Source organism: Streptomyces sp. NBC_01198 (assembly GCF_036010485.1).
Lineage (GTDB): Bacteria > Actinomycetota > Actinomycetes > Streptomycetales > Streptomycetaceae > Actinacidiphila.
The window spans coordinates 2,955,207-2,976,506 of sequence record NZ_CP108568.1 but is presented as its reverse complement, the minus strand read 5'-3'; the positions used below and the strand labels follow the sequence as shown (position 1 = coordinate 2,976,506).

Sequence of the window (21,300 nt, the reverse complement as noted above, 5' to 3'; positions counted from 1 at the left end):
GTACCGGTCGCCGCGCGGTTCCCGTACCCGGGGTGTGACGCCCCGCACGTGACCCCGCCGGGTCAGGGCACTTCCGTGCCGGCGGTGTCGGCGGCCTGCGGGCGGGTGCGCAGGTCGGCGGTGCAGGTGTAGCGGCGCACCTTGCTGCCGTGTTCCGCGCCGCCGAGGATCACGCCGTGGCCGGCGGAGGCCAGCGGGCTCGCCGCGATCGTGCAGACGATCTGCGCCAGCGCGAAGGACGGCAGGTCCTCGACCGGCTGCCCCAGCCGCAGCGCGCCGGCCGGGTCGCCCGGGTCAGGACCCGCGACCTCCAGCGTGCCGGGGACCGTGGTGGCGAAGCCGGCCTTCGCCTCGGGGCCGAGCACGCTGCGCTGCAACTGCGCGACCAGCTCCCTGACCTGCTCGACCCGGTCGGCCGGGTGCGGCCGCACCTGCACCGTCCGCGGCACCGGCGTGGTCTGCATCCCGCACACCAGGTAGACCTGCTCGACGTGCGCGTCGGCGACACCGGGCGAGTCCTGCGGTTTGGGCACCGCGCAGGACACCCGTGCGGGCGCGGGCCCGGCGTCGACCGGCACCGTGGTCGTACGGATGCCGCAGCCGGCGGCGGCCGGCAGCACCGCGAGCAGCAGGGCGCCGCCCGCGGCGAGCGCGCGGGAGCGCCGGGAGCCCCGCAGGCGGGGATGCCGGGTCATCGCGCACCGCCCGCGGGCCCGCCGGCGCCGGACGGGCCGCCGCCGTTGACCGCGTCGGACGCCTCCTCCTCGCGCGGGTGGCGGGGCAGCCGCAGCGTGAAGACCGCGCCGCCGGAGGGGTCGTTCGCGGCGGTGATGTCGCCGCCGTGGATGTGGGCGTTCTCCATCGCGATGGACAGGCCGAGCCCGCTGCCCTCGGAGCGGGCCCGCGAGGCGTCGGCCTTGTAGAAGCGGTCGAAGACGTGCGGCAGCACGTCCTCGGGGATGCCGGGACCGCGGTCGGAGACCGCGACCTCGATGTCGCCGTCCGCCTTCGTGCCCGTGCCGCGGACGGCGACGCGTACCGGCGAACCGCCGTGCTTGAGGGCGTTGCCGATCAGGTTCGCCATGATGACGTCCAGCCGGCGGGGGTCGAGCGTGGCCAGCACGCCGCGGGGCGCGTCCAGCTCCACCGAGTCCAGCCAGGCCCTGGCGTCCATGCAGGCCATCACCTGCTCACCGACGTCCACCTCGTCCACCCGCAGCTTCGCGGTACCCGCGTCGAAGCGGGTGACCTCCATCAGCGTCTCCACCAGTTCGTTCAGCCGCCGGGTCTCGCTGACCACCAGGCGTACGGCCGGCGCGATCATCGGGTCGAGCGCCTCCGCCTCGTCCTCCAGCACGTCGCTGACCGCGGTGATCGCGGTCAGCGGGGTCCGCAGCTCGTGCGACATGTCCGCGACGAAGCGGCGGCTGGCCGCCTCCCGGGCGCTCAGCTCCTCGACCCGGGTCTCCAGCGCCTCCGCCGCGTTGTTGAACGTACGCGACATCTCGGCCAGCTCGTCGGTGCCCGACACCTTCAGCCGGGTGTCCAGATGGCCCTCGCCCAGCCGCTGCGCGGCCTCGCCGAGTCGCCGCACCGGCCGCAGCACCGCGGCCCCGGCGGCCTGCGCGAGCAGCGCCGAGCCGATCAGCGCGAGCAGCGTCGCGATGCCGAGCGACCAGGCCAGCGAGTTGAGGTCCTTGCGCTCGGCCTCCAGCGACTTGAGCAGGTAGCCGGTCGGCCCGTCACCGTTGATCCGCGCCCCCGCCACCAGGTAGGGCCGCCCCTGCAGCGAGATCCGCTCCCACACCAGGTGGTACTGGTGGGTCTTCTTGTCCATGGTGTTGACGGCCTTCTGCAGCGTGGCCGGCACGTCGTCCAGGGTGAACTGGTCGAGGTTCGAGGACTTCGCACACTCCTGGCCGTCCGGCTCGGTGCTGATCAGCACCACCTGATACGTGTCAGGACCGCCGATCCGGCTCGCCGTGGTCTCCAGCGACTCGCAGGTGGGACGCACCGGCAGCGACGCGGCGTTGCGCTGCAGCGAGTCGCTGAAGTCGCTCAGCGCGCTGTTCTGCGCCCGGGTCAGCACGGCGTCCCGGTTCAGCCAGTAGGCGATGCCGGACACCGACACCGCGGCGGTCAGCGCGACGGCCGCGAAGACGGCGACGAGCCGGAGCCGCAGGCTCGTCCAGCGCAATATGCCGGAGCCCCACTTACCACCTGGGCCAGAGGTCACTGCGGCGTGTCCAGGCGGTAGCCGACCCCGCGGACGGTACGGATCAGCGCCGGCGACGACGGCACGTCCTCGATCTTGGCGCGCAGCCGCTGCACGCACGCGTCCACCAGGCGCGAGTCGCCCAGGTAGTCGTGCTCCCACACCAGCCGCAGCAACTGCTGGCGGGACAGCGCCTGGCCCGGCCGGCGGCTCAGCTCCAGCAGCAGCCGCAGCTCGGTCGGGGTGAGCTGCAGGTCCTCGCCGTCCTTGGTCACCGTCATCGCGTTGCGGTCGATGACGATCGACCCGAACGCGGCGGAATCGGTGCTGTCCCGCTCACCGCGGCGCAGCACCGCCCGGATCCGCGCGTCGAGCACCCGCGGCTGCACGGGCTTGATCACGTAGTCGTCGGCGCCGGACTCCAGCCCGACCACCACGTCGATGTCGTCACTGCGCGCGGTGAGCAGGATGATCGGCAGCTGATCGGTGCGCCGGATCCGCCGGCACACCTCGAAGCCGTCGATCCCCGGCAGCATCACGTCGAGCACGATCAGGTCGGGACGCTGCTCCTTGAGGAGCTTCAGGCCGTCCTCGCCCGTCGCCGCGGCCACCACGCGGTGACCCTGGCGGGACAGTCCGAGTTCGAGACCGGTGCGGATGGCGTCGTCATCCTCGATCAGCAACAGGAAGGGCACGCCGGACATTGTTGCCTACCTCGGGTGGCCTGATGAAGTGCGGGGACAACTCGTGACCTCGGCACCCGCGCGCGGCGGGACCTCTGTGACGGGCCTGTGACACTTGGCGGACAGCCCCATGAAACTGCCCCGGCAGTCTTGACCCACATCGGAAGAGCGCACGCCGCACAGGCTGCGACGCCGGAAACCACGCTGCAGGTTCCTTCGACGGGGGCGCGACATGAACGCACTGCTCGGCACCACCACCGCCGCGATCCACTCGCCGCGTGCGCACTCCGTTGCCAGGACCACCGAGATGTCCGGCGCCGCGAGCGGACGGGGGTACGCCCGCGGCGCCGTACGCACCTCGGGCAGCACGGTCGTCAAGCAGCGGCCCGCGTACATCACGCCGCTGGAACCAGCCGCGCCCTCGGCGGCGCCGGCCCCCTCCGTCGACGCGGAAGCGGAGTTCACCGCGTACGTCCAGGAGCGCCGCGCCTCGCTCTACGCGACCGCGTACCACCTCACCGGTGACCGGTTCGCGGCCGAGGACCTGCTGCAGAGCGCCCTGTTCTCCACATACCGGGCGTGGGACCGGATCAGCGACAAGGCAGCCGTCGGCGGGTACCTGCGCCGCACCATGACCAACCTGCACATCAGCGCCTGGCGGCGGCGCAAGCTCAGCGAGTACCCGACGGAGGAGCTGCCCGAGACGGTCGGCGACACCGACGAGATGGGCGGCACCGAGCTGCGCGCCGTGCTGTGGCAGGCGCTCGCCAGGCTGCCCGAGCAGCAGCGCACCATGCTGGTGCTCCGCTACTACGAGGGCCGCACCGACCCGGAGATCGCCGAGATACTCGGCATAAGCGTCGGCACGGTGAAGAGCAGCATCTGGCGCTCCCTGCGCCGGATGCGCGACGACGAGGCCCTGAGCTTCGGCCGCGACGAGGACTCGGCTTTCGGCGAGCTCGTCGCCTAGACCAGGGGGGCGTACGGGGGGCACGAAGGGCTGGACGGCAGGGGGTGCCGTCCAGCCCTTCTTCGCGCCCAGCGGCGCGGGCCTCCCCGCAACCCGGCACCTTCCCGCCGCCCCGGCGCCGCGTCTGCGGAGGTCGGCGCCCTCCGGGGGCGCGGGGAACGGCGCGCGCAACCATCCACGACCGCCGTGTGGCGACGGACGGCCACCACGCCCAGGAGGCGCTGGGGGTCCCCCCAGGCGTAGCTCTGGGGGCGGAACTGCGCGACCAGCCGTCGACGGGCTGCACGTCGTCACCGGCCCGAAGGGGCTGTTCGGTCCGATCCGGACCACCGGCCGGTGGGGGGCTGGTCGCGCATTTCCCCGCGCCCCTGAGGGGCACCCCTTGCCGAAAGGGGACCCGCCGACCACCGCGCCCTCCGGAATTGCCCGCCCGGGAGAGCACGTGCGGCCCCGCGCCCCCGAAGGACTCGCTCGGCCGGGAGTGCACGTGCGGCGCCGTGTGCCCAAAGGACTCGCTCGCCCGGCAGGGCGTGGCTCGCCCGCAGGGCGTGTGGGGTGCTACGGGGCGACCGGGGTCGCGAGGGGGAGGGTGAGGATGCGGGAGAGGGCGGTCGGGGCGTCGCAAGGGGCGCAGCCCAGAGCGACTTGGCGGGCGACGATGGCGCGCTCCGCGCGCATCAGGTGCCAGCCCCTCCGCAGGAGGAAGGGCGCCGCCTTCCGGCCCTCGCGGAGGTCGCGCAGGAAGCGGCGGCGGGCCGTGGTGGACGGGCGCCCGCGCAGGCACACCGCGTCGGCGACCAGACCCAGCTCGCGGCAGCGTACGACGATCTCCGCGGCGAAGATCCCTTCGGCCACGAAGAGCGGCGCACCGCCCAGGTCCAGCCGGGCGCAGCCACTCGCGGCGCTGGCGCTGATGTCGTAGACCGGCGTGTCCGCGGCGCCCTCCGCGCACAGCGCGGCGATCGCCGCGACCGCCGCGTCCGCGTTCCAGGACTGCGGCGCGTCCCAGTCGGTCCCGGCGCCCCCGGGCAGGACCGGCAGCGACGGGTCGTCGCCGTCCTTGTAGAAGTCGTCGAGCGCGAGCACCGGCAGTCCGGTGCGGGTGGCGAGCGAGGACTTGCCCGAGCCGGAAGGCCCGGCCAGCAGGATCACGCGGGCGGGAAGTGAACTCACGGGAGACCATTCTCCCGCATCCCCGCGCGGGTGATCCCCCGCCGTCGGACAACTACGCAGCGCGCTCGTTCCGTTACGCTGAGCCGGTCAGCACGTGACCGCCCCCGACAAAGCCCAGGTGCCCATGCCTTCCCTGCGTACCGCTCTCGCCCTCACCCTGACCGCCGCCGCGGCGACCCTCGTGCCGGCCGCCGCCGCGGTGGCGGCCACCCCGGCGCACACCGCGCCCGGGACGTCCGCGCCGGACGCCGCGCTGCCGCTGGACGCCCTGCCGACGCAGAGCGTGACCGGCGCGCTGTCCGCCGGCGTGGACCCGGTGCGGCACCTGACCATCGACCCGCTGGCGAACACCGGCGTGGACCCGCTGGACAACGGCCTCGGCTCTCAGGTCGCCGACTTCCAGCCGCTGTCGACCACCATGGCCACCGACCCGATCACCCGCGGCGGCACGCTGGCCACCCTTCCGCTCGTCGGCCCGGCGAGCGGCCTGCTGTCCGGCTGACCAGCGGGCCGCCCGGTCCGGCGGCGGGTCAGACGCCGATCGGGTGCCAGACCGTCTTCGTCTCCAGCCAGGCCGTCAGCCGGTCCGTGCCGGGGTCGGCGGTCCAGTCCTCGGCGGTGGCCGACGGGCGGCGGACACGCTTGAGGGTGTCGGCCGCCGCGACCTCCAGGTCCACCGCCAGGTCCCCCGCGGCCCCGGTCAGGTCGAGGCCGTTGACGTCCTGGTGGGCGGCCAGCGGGGCGGACAGTTCCGCGGTGCGGCCGGAGAGGATGTTGACCACGCCGGCGGGGACGTCGGAGGAGGCCAGCACCTCGCCGAAGGACAGCGCCGGCAGCGGCGCGCGCTCGGCTGCGACCACCACGGCCGCGTTGCCGGTGGCGATCACCGGGGCCAGTACCGAGACCAGGCCGAGCAGTGACGAGTCCTGCGGGGCCAGCACCGCGACCACGCCGGTCGGCTCGGGCGTGGAGAGGTTGAAGAAGGGGCCGGCCACCGGGTTGGCGCCGCCCACCACCTGGGCGATCTTGTCGGTCCAGCCCGCGTACCAGACCCAGCGGTCGACCGCCGCGTCCACCGCGGCCGCGGCCTTGGACTTCGACAGCCCGTCGGCTTCCGCGACCTCGCGGGCGAACTGCTCGCGGCGCCCCTCCAGCATCTCCGCGACGCGGTAGAGCACCTGCCCGCGGTTGTACGCGGTCGCGCCCGACCAGCCGGGCACCGCCTTGCGGGCCGCGACCACCGCGTCGCGCGCGTCCTTGCGGGACGACAGCGGCGCGTTGGCCAGCCGGTTCCCGCCCTTGGAGTCCGTCACCTCGTACACCCGGCCGCTCTCGGAACGGGGGAACGCGCCCCCCACGTACAGCTTGTAGGTCTTGAACACGGCAAGACGCGACTGCTCAGACATCGAGGTAACCTTCCAGGCCGTGCCGGCCGCCTTCCCGGCCGTAACCGGACTCCTTGTAACCGCCGAACGGCGAGGTCGGGTCGAACTTGTTGAAGGTGTTGGCCCACACCACGCCGGCCCGCAGCTTGTTCGCCATCGACAGGATGCGCGAGCCCTTCTCGGTCCAGATGCCCGCCGACAGCCCGTACGGCGTGTTGTTGGCCTTCTCGACCGCCTCCGCCGGAGTGCGGAAGGTCAGCACGGACAGCACCGGGCCGAAGATCTCCTCGCGGGCGATCCGGTGGGCCTGGGTGACGCCGGTGAAGAGCGTCGGCGCGAACCAGTAGCCCGACGAGGGCAGTTCGCAGGCCGGCGCCCAGCGCTCGGCGCCCTCCGCCTCGCCTGCCTCGGCCAGGGCGGTGATCCTGGACAGCTGCTCGGCGGAGTTGATCGCCCCGATGTCGGTGTTCTTGTCCAGCGGGTCGCCGACCCGCAGCGTGCCCATCCGCCGCTTGAGCGCGTCCAGCACCTCGTCGTGCACCGACTCCTGCACCAGCAGCCGCGAACCGGCGCAGCACACATGGCCCTGGTTGAAGAAGATGCCGTTGACGATGCCCTCGACGGCCTGGTCCAGGGGCGCGTCGTCGAAGACGATGTTCGCCGCCTTGCCGCCCAGTTCGAGCGTGACCTTCTTGCGCGAGCCGGCGACCGTACGCGCGATGGCCCGGCCGACCTCCGTGGAGCCGGTGAAGGCGACCTTGTCCACGTCGGGGTGGGCGACCAGCGCGGCGCCCGCGTCACCGTGGCCGGTGAGGATGTTGACGACCCCGCGCGGCAGTCCGGCCTGCCGGCACACATCGGCGAAGAACAGCGCCGACAGCGGCGTGGTCTCGGCCGGCTTGAGCACGACCGTGTTGCCGGCGGCCAGCGCGGGCGCGATCTTCCAGGCCAGCATCAGCAGCGGGAAGTTCCACGGGATGACCTGCCCGGCCACTCCCAGCGGGCGCGGGTCGGGACCGTAACCGGCGTGCGCCAGCTTGTCCGCCCAGCCCGCGTAGTAGAAGAAGTGCGCGGCGACCAGGGGGAGGTCGACGTCGCGGGTCTCGCGGATCGGCTTGCCGTTGTCCAGCGTCTCCAGCACGGCCAGTTCGCGGGCCCGCTCCTGGAGGATGCGGGCGATACGGAACAGGTACTTGCCGCGTTCGGCGCCGGGCAGCGCGCCCCAGCTCTGGAACGCCTTGCGGGCCGCCTTCACCGCGCGGTCCACGTCGGCCTCGCCGGCCCTGGCGACCTCGGCGAGCACCTCCTCGCTCGACGGCGACACGGTCTTGAAGACGGTGCCGTCGGCGGCGTCGGTGAACTCGCCGTCGATGAACAGCCCGTAGGACGGCGCCAGATCCACGATCGCCCGGGACTCGGGTGCGGGCGCGTAGGCGAATTTCTCATTGGCCATGACGATCAGTCCACCGTGACGTAGTCGGGACCGGAGTACCGGCCGGTGCTGAGCTTCTGCCGCTGCATCAGCAGATCATTGAGCAGGCTGGAGGCGCCGAAGCGGAACCAGTCGGGCGAGAGCCAGTCGTCGCCGAGCGTCTCGTTCACCATCACCAGGTACTTGATCGCGTCCTTCGACGTGCGGATGCCGCCGGCCGGCTTGACCCCGACCTGGACGCCGACCGCGTCGCGGAAGTCGCGCACCGCCTCCAGCATCAGCAGGGTGTTCGGCGGGGTGGCGTTGACCGCGACCTTGCCGGTCGAGGTCTTGATGAAGTCGGCGCCGGCCAGCATCGCCAGCCACGAGCAGCGGCGGATGTTGTCGTACGTCGACAGCTCGCCGTTCTCGAAGATCACCTTGAGGTGGGCGGCGCTGTTGTCCGGGCGCGCGCAGGCCTGCTTGACGGCCCTGATCTCGTCGAAGACGTCCATGTACCGGCCGGAGAGGAACGCGCCGCGGTCGATGACCATGTCGATCTCGTCGGCCCCCGCGGCGACCGCGTCCGCGGTGTCGGCGAGCTTGACCGGCAGCGCGACCCGGCCGGCCGGGAAGGCCGTCGCCACCGAGGCGATGCTGATGCCTGAGCCGTCGCCCAGCGCCTCGCGTGCCACCGCGACCATGTCGGGATACACGCAGATCGCGGCGACGTGCGGGGTGGCGGGGTCGGTCGGGTCGGGCCTGCGGCCCTTGGCGCACAGCGCTCTGACCTTGCCGGCCGTGTCGGAGCCTTCCAGGGTCGTCAGGTCGATCATCGAGATCGCCAGGTCGATGGCGTACGCTTTGGCGGTCGTCTTGACCGACCGGGTGCCGAGGCCGGCGGCTCTGGCTTCCAGGCCGACGGCGTCGACGCCGGGCAGGCCGTGCAGGAAGCGCCGCAGGGCGGCGTCCGAGGCCGTGACGTCGGCCAGGCCGGCCAGCCGCCCGGGGGCGTCGGGGCCGTATGCGGGAACAACTGAGGACATGGTCACCAGCCCAGCATATCTACGCGCGTAGCAGCGTGTCACTACCCGGGGTGGGCCTGGGCGGCCAGCGCCTGCTGGGGCGGACCGGGGCGCTGGCGGCGCGGCTGCCCGGCCGGGACGGGCGGTGGCGGCGCAGCCGGGATGGGTGGTGGCCTGCGCGGGCGGTGGCCTGCGTGGACCGGGGCCGGCGGCCCGCGCCGCCGGGACGGGCGGCAGGCTGCCCAGCCAGGACGGGCGGCGGTGGCCTGCCCGGACAGGCTGTGGCGGCTGCGGGCGGCGCAGCCGAGACGGGAACGCAACCGGGTCGTGGCCCGGGCGGTTGCGGGCGTCGTGCACAATCGGTCGTTATGACGAGTCCGAGGTCCGACAGCCCGACGCCGCCGGGAAGCAGCGGCCCCGGGCAGCCGAAGTACGCCGACCGCGCCTACCGCTCGATGGCCGGCATGGTCGGCGGGGTGGGCCTGGTCCTGGTCGCGTGCTGGCTGGGCGGCGACGCCATCGCCAAGGGAAAGGGCCACACGCCCTGGCTGGCCCTGGCGGCCCTGCTGCTGGCGCTGCCGGTGATCGTGGCGCTCACGCTGCGGCCCGCCGTCTTCGCCAACTCCGAGCGCATCCGGGTGCGCAACCCGTTCCGTACGATCACCGTGCCGTGGGCCGGGGTGGACGCGGTGCGCTCCTCGTACTCCACCGAGTTGCTGGCCGGCGGCAAGAAGTACCAGCTCTGGGCCATCCCTGTCTCGCTCCGCGCGCGCAAGCGGGCGGCCAGGCAGGACGCCAAGATGAAGGCGGCGGGTGACAGCGACTTCACCCCCGGCGCGGGGCGGCGCCCGACCTACCGGCGCACGACCCCCATCCCCGGCGCCGACCCGACCATCCGGGCCTGGTCCGACCAGGCCCTGTCCGAACTCCGCGAGCTCGCGGAGCGCCACGAGGCGCTGACGCCGCCGGGCGCCACCCCCACCGCCGACGGTGAGTCCACCGCGCCGGTGGTCCGCTGGTGCTGGGAGGTCCTGGCCCCCGCGGCGGCCGGGGCGGTCGTGCTCATCGTGCTGCTGGCGATCGGCTGAACAACGCGCCTCCCGCGCGGGGCAACCCCGAACACCACCCGCGGCGCCCCGCCTGCCCCGTGGTGCGCGTGGTTCCCACGCCCCCGGGGCCCCTTGGTGTGGCGTGGCTCGTCTGCGGCGGCGTCGTGCCTCGCTTGCGTCGTTCCCGCCTACGCCCCACTCCGTACTCCACCCACCGATTCCCCGCTGCCGCCGTCGGCTGCACACTCGGCCCACAGGAGTTTCCCGATCCCCTCACGGGGCCGTGCCGGCGGATGTTCTTGCTGAGGTTCCCGTCCGGCCTGGCCTGCAACATCAGCTCATCGCTCAGACCCGCTCATGGGCGGTACACGTTCGACCGCGAGTCGGCGGTGCGATGGGGGAGGCCATGGACCGCGGGCTTGAGCGGCTTGCTCGTTCACGCATGGAGCGAGTCGGCAGACCGGACGTCCGATGGCCTCTGGCCCGGGGGACGGCAACCTCGCCAACCATCTGTGGGACGGCGTTCGGGTACGGGGTCGTCGACTTCGAGGACTCCGGTCCATTTTCGGTGGCTGTAGACGAGGACGGCCGGCCACAACGGCTGTCCCCCAATGTGCTTGGACACCCGCCAGCAGCGGACCTCACCTCAGTCCCGGCAGATTGCGCAGCTCCCCGATTCTGAAGGCGCGGGCGAGGAACAGGAACAGCAGAGCCATGGTGATCCCGCCGGCAGCCAGTGCAAGGGCAGGCGTCCAGACATCTGCCGTCTGACCGTGAGCGCAGGACCGGGCGACGGCCCAGCCGACGGTCCCGGCAGACAGCGCGGCCGCAGTGAGCCTGCCGTAGGTGCGGCAGATCCGGCGGCCGTCGAGGAGCCCTTCGGTGAGCTGCCGCAGCCGCAGCGCTGTCAGCACCATCCCGATCCCGTAGGACGCGGCGTACGCGCCGGCCATGCCGGTGACCGCCCAACGTGGCGGCAACAGGAAGTGGCAGGCCGTCGCGAGGCCGATATTGACCCCGCTGATGCACAGGGCGAGCCGGAAGGGCGTGCGGGTGTCCTCGAAGGCGTAGAAGCCCCGCAGTAGCAGGTATTGCGCGGAGAACGGGATCAGGCCGAGACCGAAAGCCTGCAGCATGCGGCCCAGTGGTGCGGTGGCCGCGGCGTCGGCGGCGCCGTGGGCGAACAGTAGTTGCGCGATCTGCGGACCGAACGCCACGAAAAAGAACGCGGCCGGGACGATGACGACACCACTGACGCGGAGCGCGCGGGACAGGTCGGCGCGCAGGTCCTGGACCCGGTGCTCGGCCACCGCCCGGCTCATCCGGGGAAGCAGAGCCGTGACCAGGGAGACGGTGACGATCGATTGGGGGAGGGTCCATATCTGCTGGGCGTAGCTGTACGCGGTGAAGCCGACGCCGCCGTCAGGAAGGGCCGCGTCGGCGTCTGAGGCGAAGCGGGTGACCAGAGTGCTGCCAACAAGGTTGACCAGTACGAACAGCAGCGTCCACCGGGCGGCGCTCACGCTCTTGCGCAGGCCGGCGCCCCGCCAGTCGAAGCGCGGCCGCAGCCGGAATCCGGCCTCGTTCGCGTACGGGATGAGGGCGAGCGCCTGCACGGCCAGCGCGAGAGTGGTGCCGATGCCGAGCAGTCTGACCTGGGCCGAGGTGATGTCCGCAACCTGGTCGGGGACCGTCATCATGCCGAGGTAGAGGCCGAACATGGTGGTCAGGATGACGTTGTTGAGTACCGGGGTCCACATCATCGCCCCGAACTTGGCCCGGGCGTTGAGTACCTGGCCGAAGATGCTGAACAGGCCGTAGAAGAAGATCTGCGGGAGCAGGAAGCGGGCGAAGACCACCGTCAGCTCGAACGCGTTGTGCGTGTCGGGCGTATCCCGCTGGTAGAGGCTGATGATCTCCGGCGCGGCCCACACGGCCAGCGCGGTGCCGGCGCCGAGCACGCACAGCACGAGGGTGACCAGCCGCTGCTCGAACGCCGCCCCGCCGTCAGAGTGCGCCGCGCGGGCCCGGACCAGTTGGGGGACCAGAACGGAGTTCAGCGCACCGCCGATGAGCAGGAAGTACAGACTGGTGGGCACCGTGTTGGCCTGATTGTAGGTGGTGGCCAGCAGGCCGGTGCCGAGCGCGGCGGCCTGCAGCATCTGCCGGATCAGCCCGGTGGCGCGCGAAACCACCGTCCCCGCCGCCATCAGCGCCGACGAACGCAGCAGCCCCCCACCCCCGCTGGCGGCCCCACCGGGGGCGGCATGCAACCGTCGTCCCCGAGCGGCATGCCGTCCCCGGCCCGCACGCAACCGCTCCAACGATTCCTGCGACGTTCCCTCGACCATGGTCACAATCTACGGTCCGGACACCGACTCCCACGACGCGGACTCCCGATCGGGACAGCTCGCACCGTCCGCTCCGAAATCAGAAACGGGTACTCACCTTGTCGTTTGAGTGCGCCACGAGCGCAGAGAGTGAGGTTGATGTAGGTAAGCCCACTTGATGCGGTGCTGTGCAGATGATGAAGGTTTTGTGGCCCTTCGGCGTCGCCCTCGGGGGGAGGCGTCAAACCACCTCAAGCTGCGTTGGCTGAAGACCGTCGTGGTGAGCGTTGAGGAAAAGGCGTCCATGAGGCGTCAGGTGGGGATCGGAAAGGCGAGCGAGAGCGAACCGCTGACGACGTGTCGAAACAAGCAACTGACATCAAAACCGGAGCGGTTAAATGGCGCCGGGATGAGCCTGGCGGGAGCCCGTCTATTGGCCAGGTGGTGTCCGGCATGGAGGCGGCGCGAGTCCGGTCTGCGGCTTCTGCATGGAACGTGGGAAGGCGAGTGCCGATACGGCCGTCTGGGCCTCGAATGGCTCAGGCGGCGAGAGGGAGTGCGCCGGGCGGCGGAAACCGTGAGGCGTTGAGTACCGATGCGGCACGCGCTGGCGGACCGGCCCGTAGTAGTGATGAAGCCCTGGTAATCGGGGTGGAGCGAAGGGGCCGGCTCATTGGTGATCTGTTCGCGCGAACAACCGGATTTACTCCGGGAGGAAGCGGGTGAGCATGTCAGGTCTGGCGGACAAGCCGTTCGCTATTTCGAAGCTGCTGGTGTGGGAGGCATACGAGAGAGTCAAGGCCAATAAGGGTGCGGCCGGAGTGGACGGGTGCTCGATCGAGGACTTCGAGAAGGATCTGCGGGGGAACCTGTACAAGATCTGGAACCGGATGTCCTCGGGCACGTACTTTCCTCCTCCGGTGAAGGCGGTCGAGATCCCAAAGCCCGGGGGAACGAGAATCCTCGGGGTGCCGACGGTGGCCGATCGAATAGCTCAGACGGTGGTCGCTCTGACGCTGGAGCCCAGGACGGAGTCGATCTTTCACGACGACTCCTACGGGTATCGGCCCAGGCGGTCGGCGTTGCAGGCGGTCGAGCGGTGCCGACAGCGGTGCTGGAAGAAGGACTGGGTCCTGGACCTCGATGTCCAGAAGTTCTTCGACTCCGTGGATCACGCCCTCATGGTCAAGGCTGTGGAGGCGAACACCGACCAGCGTTGGGTGGTGCTGTATGTGAAGCGGTGGCTCGTTGCTCCGCTTCAGCTGCCCGATGGGACCCTTCAAGAGCGGGACCGGGGGACCCCACAGGGATCTGCGGTCTCGCCTGTGCTCGCCAACCTCTTCATGCACTATGCGTTCGACCAGTTCCTGGCGCGAGAGTTCCCGTCGGTGGACTTTGAACGCTATGCGGATGACGCGGTGGTGCACTGTGTGACCGAGCGCCAGGCCCGGCAGGTGTGGGCGGCGCTCGAAGCGAGGATGGAGGAGGTCGGGCTGCGGCTGCATCCCGACAAGACCAAGCTCGTCTACTGCAAGGACACCAGGCGGCGAAGCTCGGCAGAGCACACGTCGTTCAAATTCCTTGGGTATACGTTCGCCCCTCGGAAGGCGCGGTATCCGGACGGCAAAGCATTTACGTCGTTCCTGCCCGCGGTCAGTCCGGAGGCCCTCAAAGCCATGGGCCAGCAGGTCCGCGAATGGCGACTTCACCGACGCACCAGACTCGAACTCATCGAGCTTGCCGATTGGATCAATCCGATCGTGTCAGGCTGGATGACGTACTACGGCCGATTCTACCGGTCGCAGTTGTATCCCTTCCTACGACGCATCAACACCTACCTGATGCGATGGGCGCGGAAGAAGTACAAACGGCTGCGGGGCTATAAGCGTTTTCGTGCATGGTGGACCGGACTCGTGCAACGAGCGCCGGGCCTCTTCAAGCACTGGGCGTGGGACCGTGAGTTCGTGTGGACTCGATGAGAAGAGCGGAGTGACGGGAGACTGTCACGCTCCGTTCTGTGGGAGCCCGGGGGTGAGATCCTCCGGGCCACCCGACCGTCTCCGCCAGGCAGGCAACGATGCTGGGTCAGTGATCGACGTAGGACTATCCCCAACAGCGTCCTGCCCACCATCCGTCGTCGGGCGCGGCGAAGGGGTCGGGCCAGGTTTCGGCGATGTAGAGGTCGTCAAGCGGTTGCACCAGACGCCGCGGGTGAGCAACGCCACCGCGGGTGGCGGCGCCTAGGGCCTGTTTCTCGGATCAAGTGCGGAGCCAGATGATCAGTGCGGCGACGGTGACAGTGCCGAGGTAGACGTAGGCGCGTTTGTCGTAGCGGGTGGCCACGGCCCGGTGGTTTTTGAGGCGGTTGATCGCCCGCTCGACGACGTTGCGCTTTCTGTACCGCTCCTTGTCGAAGCCGGTCGGCCGCCCGCCGGCCGAGCCACGTCTGTGGCGATGGGCCCGCTGGTCGCGGGGTTCGGGAATGGTGTGCCGGATCTTGCGTCTACGCAGGTAGGCCCGGTTGCCACGGGAACTGTAGGCCTTGTCCGCGCTCACACTGCCGGGCCTGGTCCGAGGCCGGCCCGCCCCGAGGCGGGGGACACGAATCTTCTCCAGCACCGCCTCGAACTGCGGGCTGTCGCCGTATTGACCGGGAGTCAGCAGCAGGGAAAGCGCGCGGCACCGTCCCTCGGCGGACAGGTGGATCTTGGTGCTGAACCCACCTCGCGAGCGCCCTAAGCACTCGCCTGCCTGATCACCTCCGCCAGGCGGACGGACAGGCTCCGCCATACCGGATCGCCCCTTTTCGTCCGGCCGCGGGCCCCCTTTGGCGCAGGAAACACCGGCGGCGCGGCCTTCGGCGCACCGGCCGCATGCTGATGGGCCCGTGCAGTGGTGGAGTCCACCGACACATCCCAGTCGATCCGGCCTTCGGCGTCCTGCTCCGCCTGCACCCGCGTCAGCAGACGCTCCCACGTACCATCCGCCGACCAGCGCCGATGCCGCTTGTAGACCGTCATCCACGGCCCGAAACGCTCCGGCAGATCACGCCACTGCACCCCGGTACGAACCCGGAACAGCACACCGTCGATCACCCTGCGATGATCACTCCACCGACCGCCACGCGTCCCACCACCAGGGAGGAGCGGCTCAAGCCGCTCCCACTCCGCGTTCGTCAAAGCTCCTCGACCACCCACACCACACAGCCTGGACCAGCAAACCAGCACACGTCAGGCGATCCGAGAAACAGAACCTAGAGGCCCGCCGTTGAGGCGAGGGCGGATTTCAGGGCGGTCAGGAGTGTTGTGGCTGTGGTGCGGGCGGTGGCGGGGGCGGCCGGGGGGACGGGGACGACGACCTCCAGGTAGCACTTCAGCTTGGGCTCGGTGCCGCTCGGGCGGACCACGATCCGGGCGGCGGAGACGGCGTCGCCGGCCAGGCGGTAGCGGAGGCCGTCGGTGGGCGGCAGACCGCCGGCGCCGTCGAGGAGGTCCTCGGCCGAGACGACGTCGAGGCCGGCCAGCCGCTCCGGAGGGTGGGAGCGCAGTCGCGCCATCACGTCCGCGATCAGCGACACGTCGGCGACCCGGGCCGAGAGCTGGTCCGTGGCGTGCAGGCCGTGCGCGACGGCGAGTTCGTCCAGGACGTCGGCGAGCGTGCGGCCCTCCTGCCGCAGCTCCGCGGCGAGTTCGGCGATGAGCAGTGCGGCGCTGATGCCGTCCTTGTCCCTGACCCCGGCGGGGTCGACGCAGTAGCCGAGCGCCTCCTCGTAGCCGTAGCGCAGCCCCGGTACGCGGGCGATCCACTTGAAGCCGGTGAGGGTGTCCTCATAGCCGAGCCCGGCGGCGGCCGCGATCTTCGACAGCAGCGAGGACGAGACGATGCTCGCCGCGAAGACGTCCTGGCCGGGTACGGCGGCGCCGCGCCGTACGAGGTGCGCGGCGAGCAGCGCGCCCAGTTCGTCGCCGCGCAGCATCCGCCAGCCCGCGTCGGCGGCGGGGTCGGGTACGGCGACCGCGCAGCGGTCCGCGTCCGGGTCGTTGGCGATGACCAGGTCGGGGTTCGCGTCCCTGGCCGTCTTGAACGCCAGGTCCATCGCGCCGGGTTCCTCCGGGTTGGGGAAGGCGACGGTGGGGAAGTCCGGGTCGGGCGCGGCCTGTTCGGCGACGGCCAGCGGCTCGGCGAAGCCTGCCAGCGCGAAGGCCGCGTTGAGGGTGCCGAGGCCGACGCCGTGCATCGGGGTGTAGACGGTGGACAGTTCGCGCGGGCCGCCCGGCGCGAGGACGCCCACTGCCCGGTGCAGATACGCCGTGACGACGTCCTCGCCGAGCACCTCCCAGCCGTCCGCGGCCAGCGTTACGGACGCGAGCGGGCCGATCGCCGCGATCTCGGCGGCGATCTCCGCGTCGGCGGGCGGCACGATCTGCGAGCCGTCGCCCAGGTAGACCTTGTAGCCGTTGTCCTGCGGGGGGTTGTGGCTGGCGGTCACCATCACGCCCGCGTCGGCGCCGAGATGGCGGATGGCGTAGGCCAGTACGGGCGTGGGGAGCGGCCGCGGCAGCAGGTACGCGCGCAGGCCGGCCGCGGTCATCACCGCGGCGGTGTCGCGGGCGAAGTCGTACGACTTGTGGCGCGCGTCGTAACCGATGACGGTGGCTGCGCCGGCGTTCTTGCGCAGGTAGGCCGCGAGGCCGGCGGCCGCGCGGATCACCACGGCGCGGTTCATCCGCATCGGGCCCGCGCCCAGGGCTCCGCGCAGGCCCGCGGTGCCGAACTCCAGCGTGCCGCCGAAGCGGGCGGTCAGCTCGGGGAGGTCGCGCTCGGCGAGCAGCGCGGTGAGCTCCGCGCGGGTCTGCGGGTCCGGGTCCTCGTCGGCCCATGCCTGGGCCCGGGCGAACAGGTCTTCCATGGGGTGCGTCCTCCTGCGGTGGCTGGTGCCGGTACGTCGAGCCGTGGCGCGCCATTCCCCGCGCCCTTACGAGGCTGCCACTTGCGGTGGTCTGCCGCCTTCACCATGGCGGGGGCTGGCCGCGCAGTTCCCCGCACCCCTGGGTGGCTGCCACTTGCGGTGGCGTGCTTGCCTGCGGCCCGCGGGGGCCGGCCGCGCGGTTCGCCGCGCCCCTGAAAAACGCTCGCCCCCGGCACAGACGGCATGCGCCCGGCCACCACGGACCGGTGGGCGCGGTCCGGCCGCAGGGGGCAGACGGGTCCGCGCTCGGGCGCGAGGGCCGGGGGAACGGGGTCAAACGGGGTCACAGGCGGGCCAGCAGGCCGGCCAGCAGCGTGCCCATCCGGGTCGCGGACTCGTGGCCCGCCGCCAGGACTTCCTCGTGGTTGAGGGGCTCGCCGGTCATACCGGCGGCGAGGTTGGTGACCAGGGAGATGCCCAGGACCTCCGCACCCGCCTCGCGCGCGGCGATCGCCTCCAGCGTGGTGGACATGCCGACCAGGTCACCGCCTATGGCGCGGACCATGCCGATCTCCGCCGGCGTCTCGTAGTGCGGGCCGGGCAGCTGGACGTAGACACCCTCCTCCAGGGTGGGGTCGATCTCGCGGCACAGGGCGCGCAGCCTGGGGGAGTAGAGGTCGGTGAGGTCGACGAAGTTCGCGCCGGCGATCGGCGAGGTCGCCGTCAGGTTGATGTGGTCGCTGATCAGCACCGGCTGGCCGGGGCGGTAGCCGGGGCGCAGGCCGCCGCAACCGTTGGTGAGGACGACCGTCTTGCAGCCCGCAGCCACCGACGTGCGTACCCCGTGCGCGACGCTCGCGACGCCCCGGCCCTCGTAGAGGTGGGTGCGGCCCAGGAAGACCAGGGCGCGGACGCCTCCGACCTGCACCGAGCGCACCCGGCCGGCGTGGCCGGCTACCGAGGGGGCCGGGAAGCCGGGCAGCTCGGTGATCGGCAGCTCGGCGTCCGCGGTGCCCAACTGGTCGGCGGCGGGCACCCAGCCCGAGCCCATGACCAGGGCGACGTCGTGCGTCTGCGCACCGGTCAGCTCGCGCAGACGGGCGGCGGCGGCGTCGGCCGCGGCATAGGGGTCGGGGTTCACAGAAGCGTTCACGCGCTGAGCGTAACCTGTCATGGCCTACGCGCGTAGACGGCCTGACAACGACTCCTCCGTAAATCGGAGCATCCGACAATTGACGGCCCGCCCGGCGCCGCCGCGGAATTGGCCGGAAAGCACCGGCGCGCCGGCCGTACCCGCCCTCAGCAGGGACGCTTGCGCAGCCCCATCACATAGTCGTGCGGCGCCCCCGCCGACTCCGCGGCGTCCGCGATCTCGCCCAGGTAGCGAGCCGAGGGCAGCCCGCCCTCGTAGTCGTTGAGCACGTAGAGCCACGCCGCCAGGTCGCCGTCCAGGGTGTGTACCCGTACGGTCGTACGCCGGTAGATCTGCAGGGGTACGCCCTCCCAGCGGTCCATCGACTCCTCGTCGACCGGCGCGATGTCGTACAGCCCGACGAAGACCTGGCTGCCCGGGTCCTCGACCAGCGTCGCGAGCGCGCCCTCCCAGCCCATCTGCTCGCCGCCGAAGGTGAGCCGCCAGCCGTCCAGCCAGCCGGTGCCGCGCAGCGGGGAGTGCGGGGCGCGGCGGGTCATCAGCCGCGCGTCGAGGTTGCCTGCATAAGCGGCGTAGAGCGACATGAGGACGAGGGTACGGGAGCAGCCTGGGCCCGGCGTAAGGAAGCGCGCGGGGGGCAGCGGTGCCCCGTGGCGGTGAGTGCTTGGCGCGTGCGGGACAATGGGGTACGTGACAAGGATCGTGATCATCGGTGGCGGACCCGGCGGCTACGAGGCGGCGCTGGTGGCAGCGCAGCTCGGTGCGGAGGTGACCGTCGTCGACTGCGACGGGCTGGGCGGTGCGTCGGTGCTGACCGACTGCGTGCCGTCCAAGACGCTCATCGCCACCGCCGAGGTGATGACGACCTTCGACTCGTCCTACGAAGAGCTCGGCATCATCGTGGCCGACGACACCCCTCCGCTGGAGCGCTCCGCGCGTGTCGTGGGGGTGGACCTGGGCAAGGTCAACCGCCGGGTCAAGCGGCTCGCGCTGGCCCAGTCGCACGACATCACCGCCTCGGTGACCAGGGCGGGCGCCGCCGTGATGCGCGGCCGCGGCCGGCTCGAAGGGCCGCAGACCGCCGAGGGCACCCGTACGGTCGTGGTCACCGCGGCCGACGGCACCGAGCAGCGGCTCACCGCCGAGGCGGTGCTGGTCGCCACCGGGGCGCGCCCGCGCGAACTGCCCGACGCGATGCCGGACGGCGAGCGGATCCTGAACTGGACCCAGGTCTACGACCTGGACGAGCTGCCGCGCGAGCTGATCGTGGTCGGCTCCGGCGTCACCGGCGCCGAGTTCGCCGGCGCCTACCAGGCGCTCGGCTCGACCGTGACTCTCGTCTCGTCCCGCGACCGGGTGCTGCCCGGCGAGGACCCGGACGCCGCCGCGGTCCTGGAGGACGTCTTCCGGCGGCGCGGCATGAACGTGATGTCGCGCTCGCGCGCCGAGAGCGTCAAGCGGGTCGGCGACGGTGTCGAGGCGACGCTGACCGACGGCCGGGTGATCACCGGCACGCACTGCCTGATGGCGGTCGGCGCGATCCCGAACACCTCCGGGATGGGGCTGGAGGAGGCGGGCGTGAAGCTCACCGAGTCCGGCCACATCTGGACCGACAAGGTCTCCCGTACCAGCGCCTCCGGCGTCTACGCGGCCGGGGACGTGACCGGCATCTTCGCGCTCGCCTCGGTCGCGGCCATGCAGGGCCGGATCGCGATGTACCACTTCCTCGGCGACGCGGTCGCCCCGCTGAACCTCAAGACGGTGTCCTCCAACGTCTTCACCGACCCGGAGATCGCCACCGTCGGCTACTCGCAGGCCGACGTCGACGGCGGCCGGATCGACGCGCGGGTGGTGAAGCTGCCGCTGCTGCGCAATCCGCGGGCCAAGATGCAGGGCATCAGGGACGGCTTCGTCAAGATCTTCTGCCGGCCGGGCACCGGCATCGTGGTCGGCGGGGTGGTCGTCGCGCCCAAGGCGAGCGAGCTGATCCACCCGATCTCCATCGCGGTGGACAACAACCTGACGGTCGAGCAGATCGCCAACACCTTCACCGTCTACCCGTCGCTGTCCGGCTCGATCGCCGAGGTGGCCCGCCAGCTGCACAACCGCAAGGCGGGCGGCCAGGACCAGGGCCTGTCGTAGGCCGGGTCTGACACATCGGTCGGACCCGGCCCGGCCCCGGTCCCGGCCGGCCCGCTGTCGTCCGGCGGGCCGGCGGCTACTTGAGCGGCAGCCCGGCGGCGAGCTGCTCGGCCACCGGCGCCAGCGGCGTCATCGCGCCCGCCGCGTCGGCCTCGTCGACGCCCATGATGACGTTGCCCGACGCGATCAGCACGATCTCGGAGCCGACGTACTTGCCCGCGGGCTGGATCTTGAGGTCCAGCGACTGGTCGCCGGCGCCGGCGACCGGGGTCGCGGTGACGGTCAGCTTGACGTTCTTGCCGGACATGTCCTGGGCGCTGAAGGTGGCGCACCGCTTGGCCAGCGCGGTGACCTCGGCCATCTGCTTGGCCGCGGCGCCCGGCTGGTAGCTGTTGAAGATCACCGTCGAGGAGCCGTCGTTGGGACCGGTCAGCCCGGCCATCGCGTAGGCCGCGCTGTAGTCCGAGGTGAGCGTCTTGGCCCCGCCGTTGGTCAGTGCCTGCGAGCAGTCGTCGTCGGGCAGCAGCGCGGAGGTCGGCGACTTCACGTTCGCGCCGGTGTCGTAGGCCGCGCTGTCGTCGAGCTTCCAGCCCTTGGGGGCGGTGGCGGCGGTCGGCAGCAGCGTCTTGAGCTTGCTGCCGTCGGCGACGGCGCCACCGCTTCCTGCGGCGTCGGCCGCGGCGGTGGTGGCCGCCGGGGTGCTGGGCGCCGAGGTGGCCGGGCTCGCGGTGGTGGCCGGCGGTGCGGTGTCGGACGCGTCGCTGTCGTCGCCGGAGTTGCAGGCGGTGAGCACGACCGCGCAGGCGAGCAGAACCGTGGCCCTGGCGGACATTTTCCGTATGGACATCAAATTTC

At 71.6% G+C, this 21,300-nt stretch carries 18 protein-coding genes; 5 read left to right on the top strand and 13 right to left on the bottom strand.

The annotated features are described in order from the left end of the window. Positions 1-62: 62 nt before the first annotated feature. Genes OG702_RS13210 through OG702_RS13200 form a run of 3 tightly spaced genes read right to left on the bottom strand, consistent with a single transcriptional unit; the run spans position 63 to position 2,910 of the window. Complete coding sequence (locus OG702_RS13210) at positions 63-695, bottom strand: hypothetical protein (RefSeq protein WP_327289077.1); 633 nt, start codon at positions 693-695, stop codon at positions 63-65. Further along, positions 692-2,197: a HAMP domain-containing sensor histidine kinase gene (locus tag OG702_RS13205; RefSeq protein WP_327289076.1), complete on the bottom strand. Its 1,506-nt coding sequence runs from the start codon at positions 2,195-2,197 to the stop codon at positions 692-694. Before OG702_RS13205 ends, OG702_RS13210 begins: the two co-directional genes overlap by 4 nt. Before the next feature lie 35 nt (positions 2,198-2,232). After that, positions 2,233-2,910: a response regulator transcription factor gene (locus tag OG702_RS13200; RefSeq protein WP_327289075.1), complete on the bottom strand. Its 678-nt coding sequence runs from the start codon at positions 2,908-2,910 to the stop codon at positions 2,233-2,235. A gap of 220 nt (positions 2,911-3,130) precedes the next feature. Here OG702_RS13200 and OG702_RS13195 point away from each other — a divergent pair, with 220 nt between their 5' ends. Then, positions 3,131-3,868 carry a SigE family RNA polymerase sigma factor gene (locus OG702_RS13195; protein WP_327289074.1) on the top strand — a complete coding sequence of 246 codons (738 nt, stop codon included), beginning with the start codon at positions 3,131-3,133 and terminating at the stop codon, positions 3,866-3,868. Between the two features lie 558 nt (positions 3,869-4,426). On the opposite strand, the gene OG702_RS13190 is transcribed toward OG702_RS13195, so the two are convergent. Then, positions 4,427-5,041, bottom strand: a complete 615-nt coding sequence (locus OG702_RS13190) for an ATP-binding protein (protein WP_327289073.1) — start codon at positions 5,039-5,041, stop codon at positions 4,427-4,429. Positions 5,042-5,159: 118 nt separating this feature from the next. Here OG702_RS13190 and OG702_RS13185 point away from each other — a divergent pair, with 118 nt between their 5' ends. After that, positions 5,160-5,543 (top strand): hypothetical protein, encoded by a 384-nt coding sequence (locus OG702_RS13185; protein ID WP_442814407.1) that lies wholly within the window; start codon positions 5,160-5,162, stop codon positions 5,541-5,543. Positions 5,544-5,571: 28 nt separating this feature from the next. Here the strand turns inward: OG702_RS13185 and OG702_RS13180 are convergent, their stop codons facing one another. From OG702_RS13180 to deoC, 3 genes are read right to left on the bottom strand one after another with little or no spacing between them, the layout of a single operon-like run. After that, on the bottom strand, positions 5,572-6,447 hold the full coding sequence (locus OG702_RS13180) for an aldehyde dehydrogenase family protein (RefSeq protein ID WP_327289071.1): 876 nt from the start codon (positions 6,445-6,447) through the stop codon (positions 5,572-5,574). Further along, entirely contained in the window at positions 6,440-7,879 is a 1,440-nt protein-coding gene (locus OG702_RS13175; RefSeq protein ID WP_327289070.1) for an aldehyde dehydrogenase family protein, read from the bottom strand. The genes OG702_RS13180 and OG702_RS13175 overlap by 8 nt, the downstream gene beginning before the upstream one ends. Positions 7,880-7,884: 5 nt before the next feature. After that, positions 7,885-8,883, bottom strand: a complete 999-nt coding sequence (gene deoC, locus OG702_RS13170; RefSeq protein WP_327293210.1) for a deoxyribose-phosphate aldolase — start codon at positions 8,881-8,883, stop codon at positions 7,885-7,887. A 347-nt stretch (positions 8,884-9,230) separates the two neighbouring features. On the opposite strand from deoC, the gene OG702_RS13165 reads away from it, so the two are divergent. Then, positions 9,231-9,950 carry a PH domain-containing protein gene (locus OG702_RS13165; protein ID WP_327289069.1) on the top strand — a complete coding sequence of 240 codons (720 nt, stop codon included), beginning with the start codon at positions 9,231-9,233 and terminating at the stop codon, positions 9,948-9,950. A gap of 602 nt (positions 9,951-10,552) precedes the next feature. On the opposite strand, the gene murJ is transcribed toward OG702_RS13165, so the two are convergent. Beyond that, the gene (gene murJ / locus OG702_RS13160) at positions 10,553-12,262 is read right to left on the bottom strand and encodes a murein biosynthesis integral membrane protein MurJ (protein WP_442814405.1); all 1,710 of its coding nucleotides are present in this window, start codon (positions 12,260-12,262) and stop codon (positions 10,553-10,555) included. A 707-nt stretch (positions 12,263-12,969) separates the two neighbouring features. On the opposite strand from murJ, the gene ltrA reads away from it, so the two are divergent. Continuing rightward, positions 12,970-14,220 carry a group II intron reverse transcriptase/maturase gene (gene ltrA, locus OG702_RS13155; protein WP_327289068.1) on the top strand — a complete coding sequence of 417 codons (1,251 nt, stop codon included), beginning with the start codon at positions 12,970-12,972 and terminating at the stop codon, positions 14,218-14,220. Positions 14,221-14,500: 280 nt separating this feature from the next. Here ltrA and OG702_RS13150 read toward each other — a convergent pair. The 4 genes from OG702_RS13150 to OG702_RS13135 all read right to left on the bottom strand — a co-directional run bounded on the left by OG702_RS13150 (position 14,501) and on the right by OG702_RS13135 (position 18,887). Then, positions 14,501-15,438 (bottom strand): IS5 family transposase gene (locus OG702_RS13150; protein WP_442814403.1). Its coding sequence is split into 2 segments (ribosomal slippage): positions 14,501-15,031 and positions 15,034-15,438, totalling 936 coding nucleotides; the frame shifts between segments, so codons are not numbered across the junction. 56 nt (positions 15,439-15,494) lie between these two features. Further along, complete coding sequence (locus OG702_RS13145) at positions 15,495-17,150, bottom strand: phospho-sugar mutase (protein WP_327289067.1); 1,656 nt, start codon at positions 17,148-17,150, stop codon at positions 15,495-15,497. Between the two features lie 343 nt (positions 17,151-17,493). After that, positions 17,494-18,303 carry a purine-nucleoside phosphorylase gene (locus OG702_RS13140; protein WP_327289065.1) on the bottom strand — a complete coding sequence of 270 codons (810 nt, stop codon included), beginning with the start codon at positions 18,301-18,303 and terminating at the stop codon, positions 17,494-17,496. A gap of 146 nt (positions 18,304-18,449) precedes the next feature. Beyond that, entirely contained in the window at positions 18,450-18,887 is a 438-nt protein-coding gene (locus OG702_RS13135; protein ID WP_327289064.1) for a gamma-glutamylcyclotransferase, read from the bottom strand. Between the two features lie 97 nt (positions 18,888-18,984). Here OG702_RS13135 and OG702_RS13130 point away from each other — a divergent pair, with 97 nt between their 5' ends. Next, positions 18,985-20,445, top strand: a complete 1,461-nt coding sequence (locus tag OG702_RS13130) for an NAD(P)H-quinone dehydrogenase (RefSeq protein WP_327289063.1) — start codon at positions 18,985-18,987, stop codon at positions 20,443-20,445. A gap of 76 nt (positions 20,446-20,521) precedes the next feature. Here the strand turns inward: OG702_RS13130 and OG702_RS13125 are convergent, their stop codons facing one another. Then, positions 20,522-21,292 (bottom strand): hypothetical protein, encoded by a 771-nt coding sequence (locus OG702_RS13125; protein WP_327289062.1) that lies wholly within the window; start codon positions 21,290-21,292, stop codon positions 20,522-20,524. Positions 21,293-21,300 lie beyond the last annotated feature (8 nt).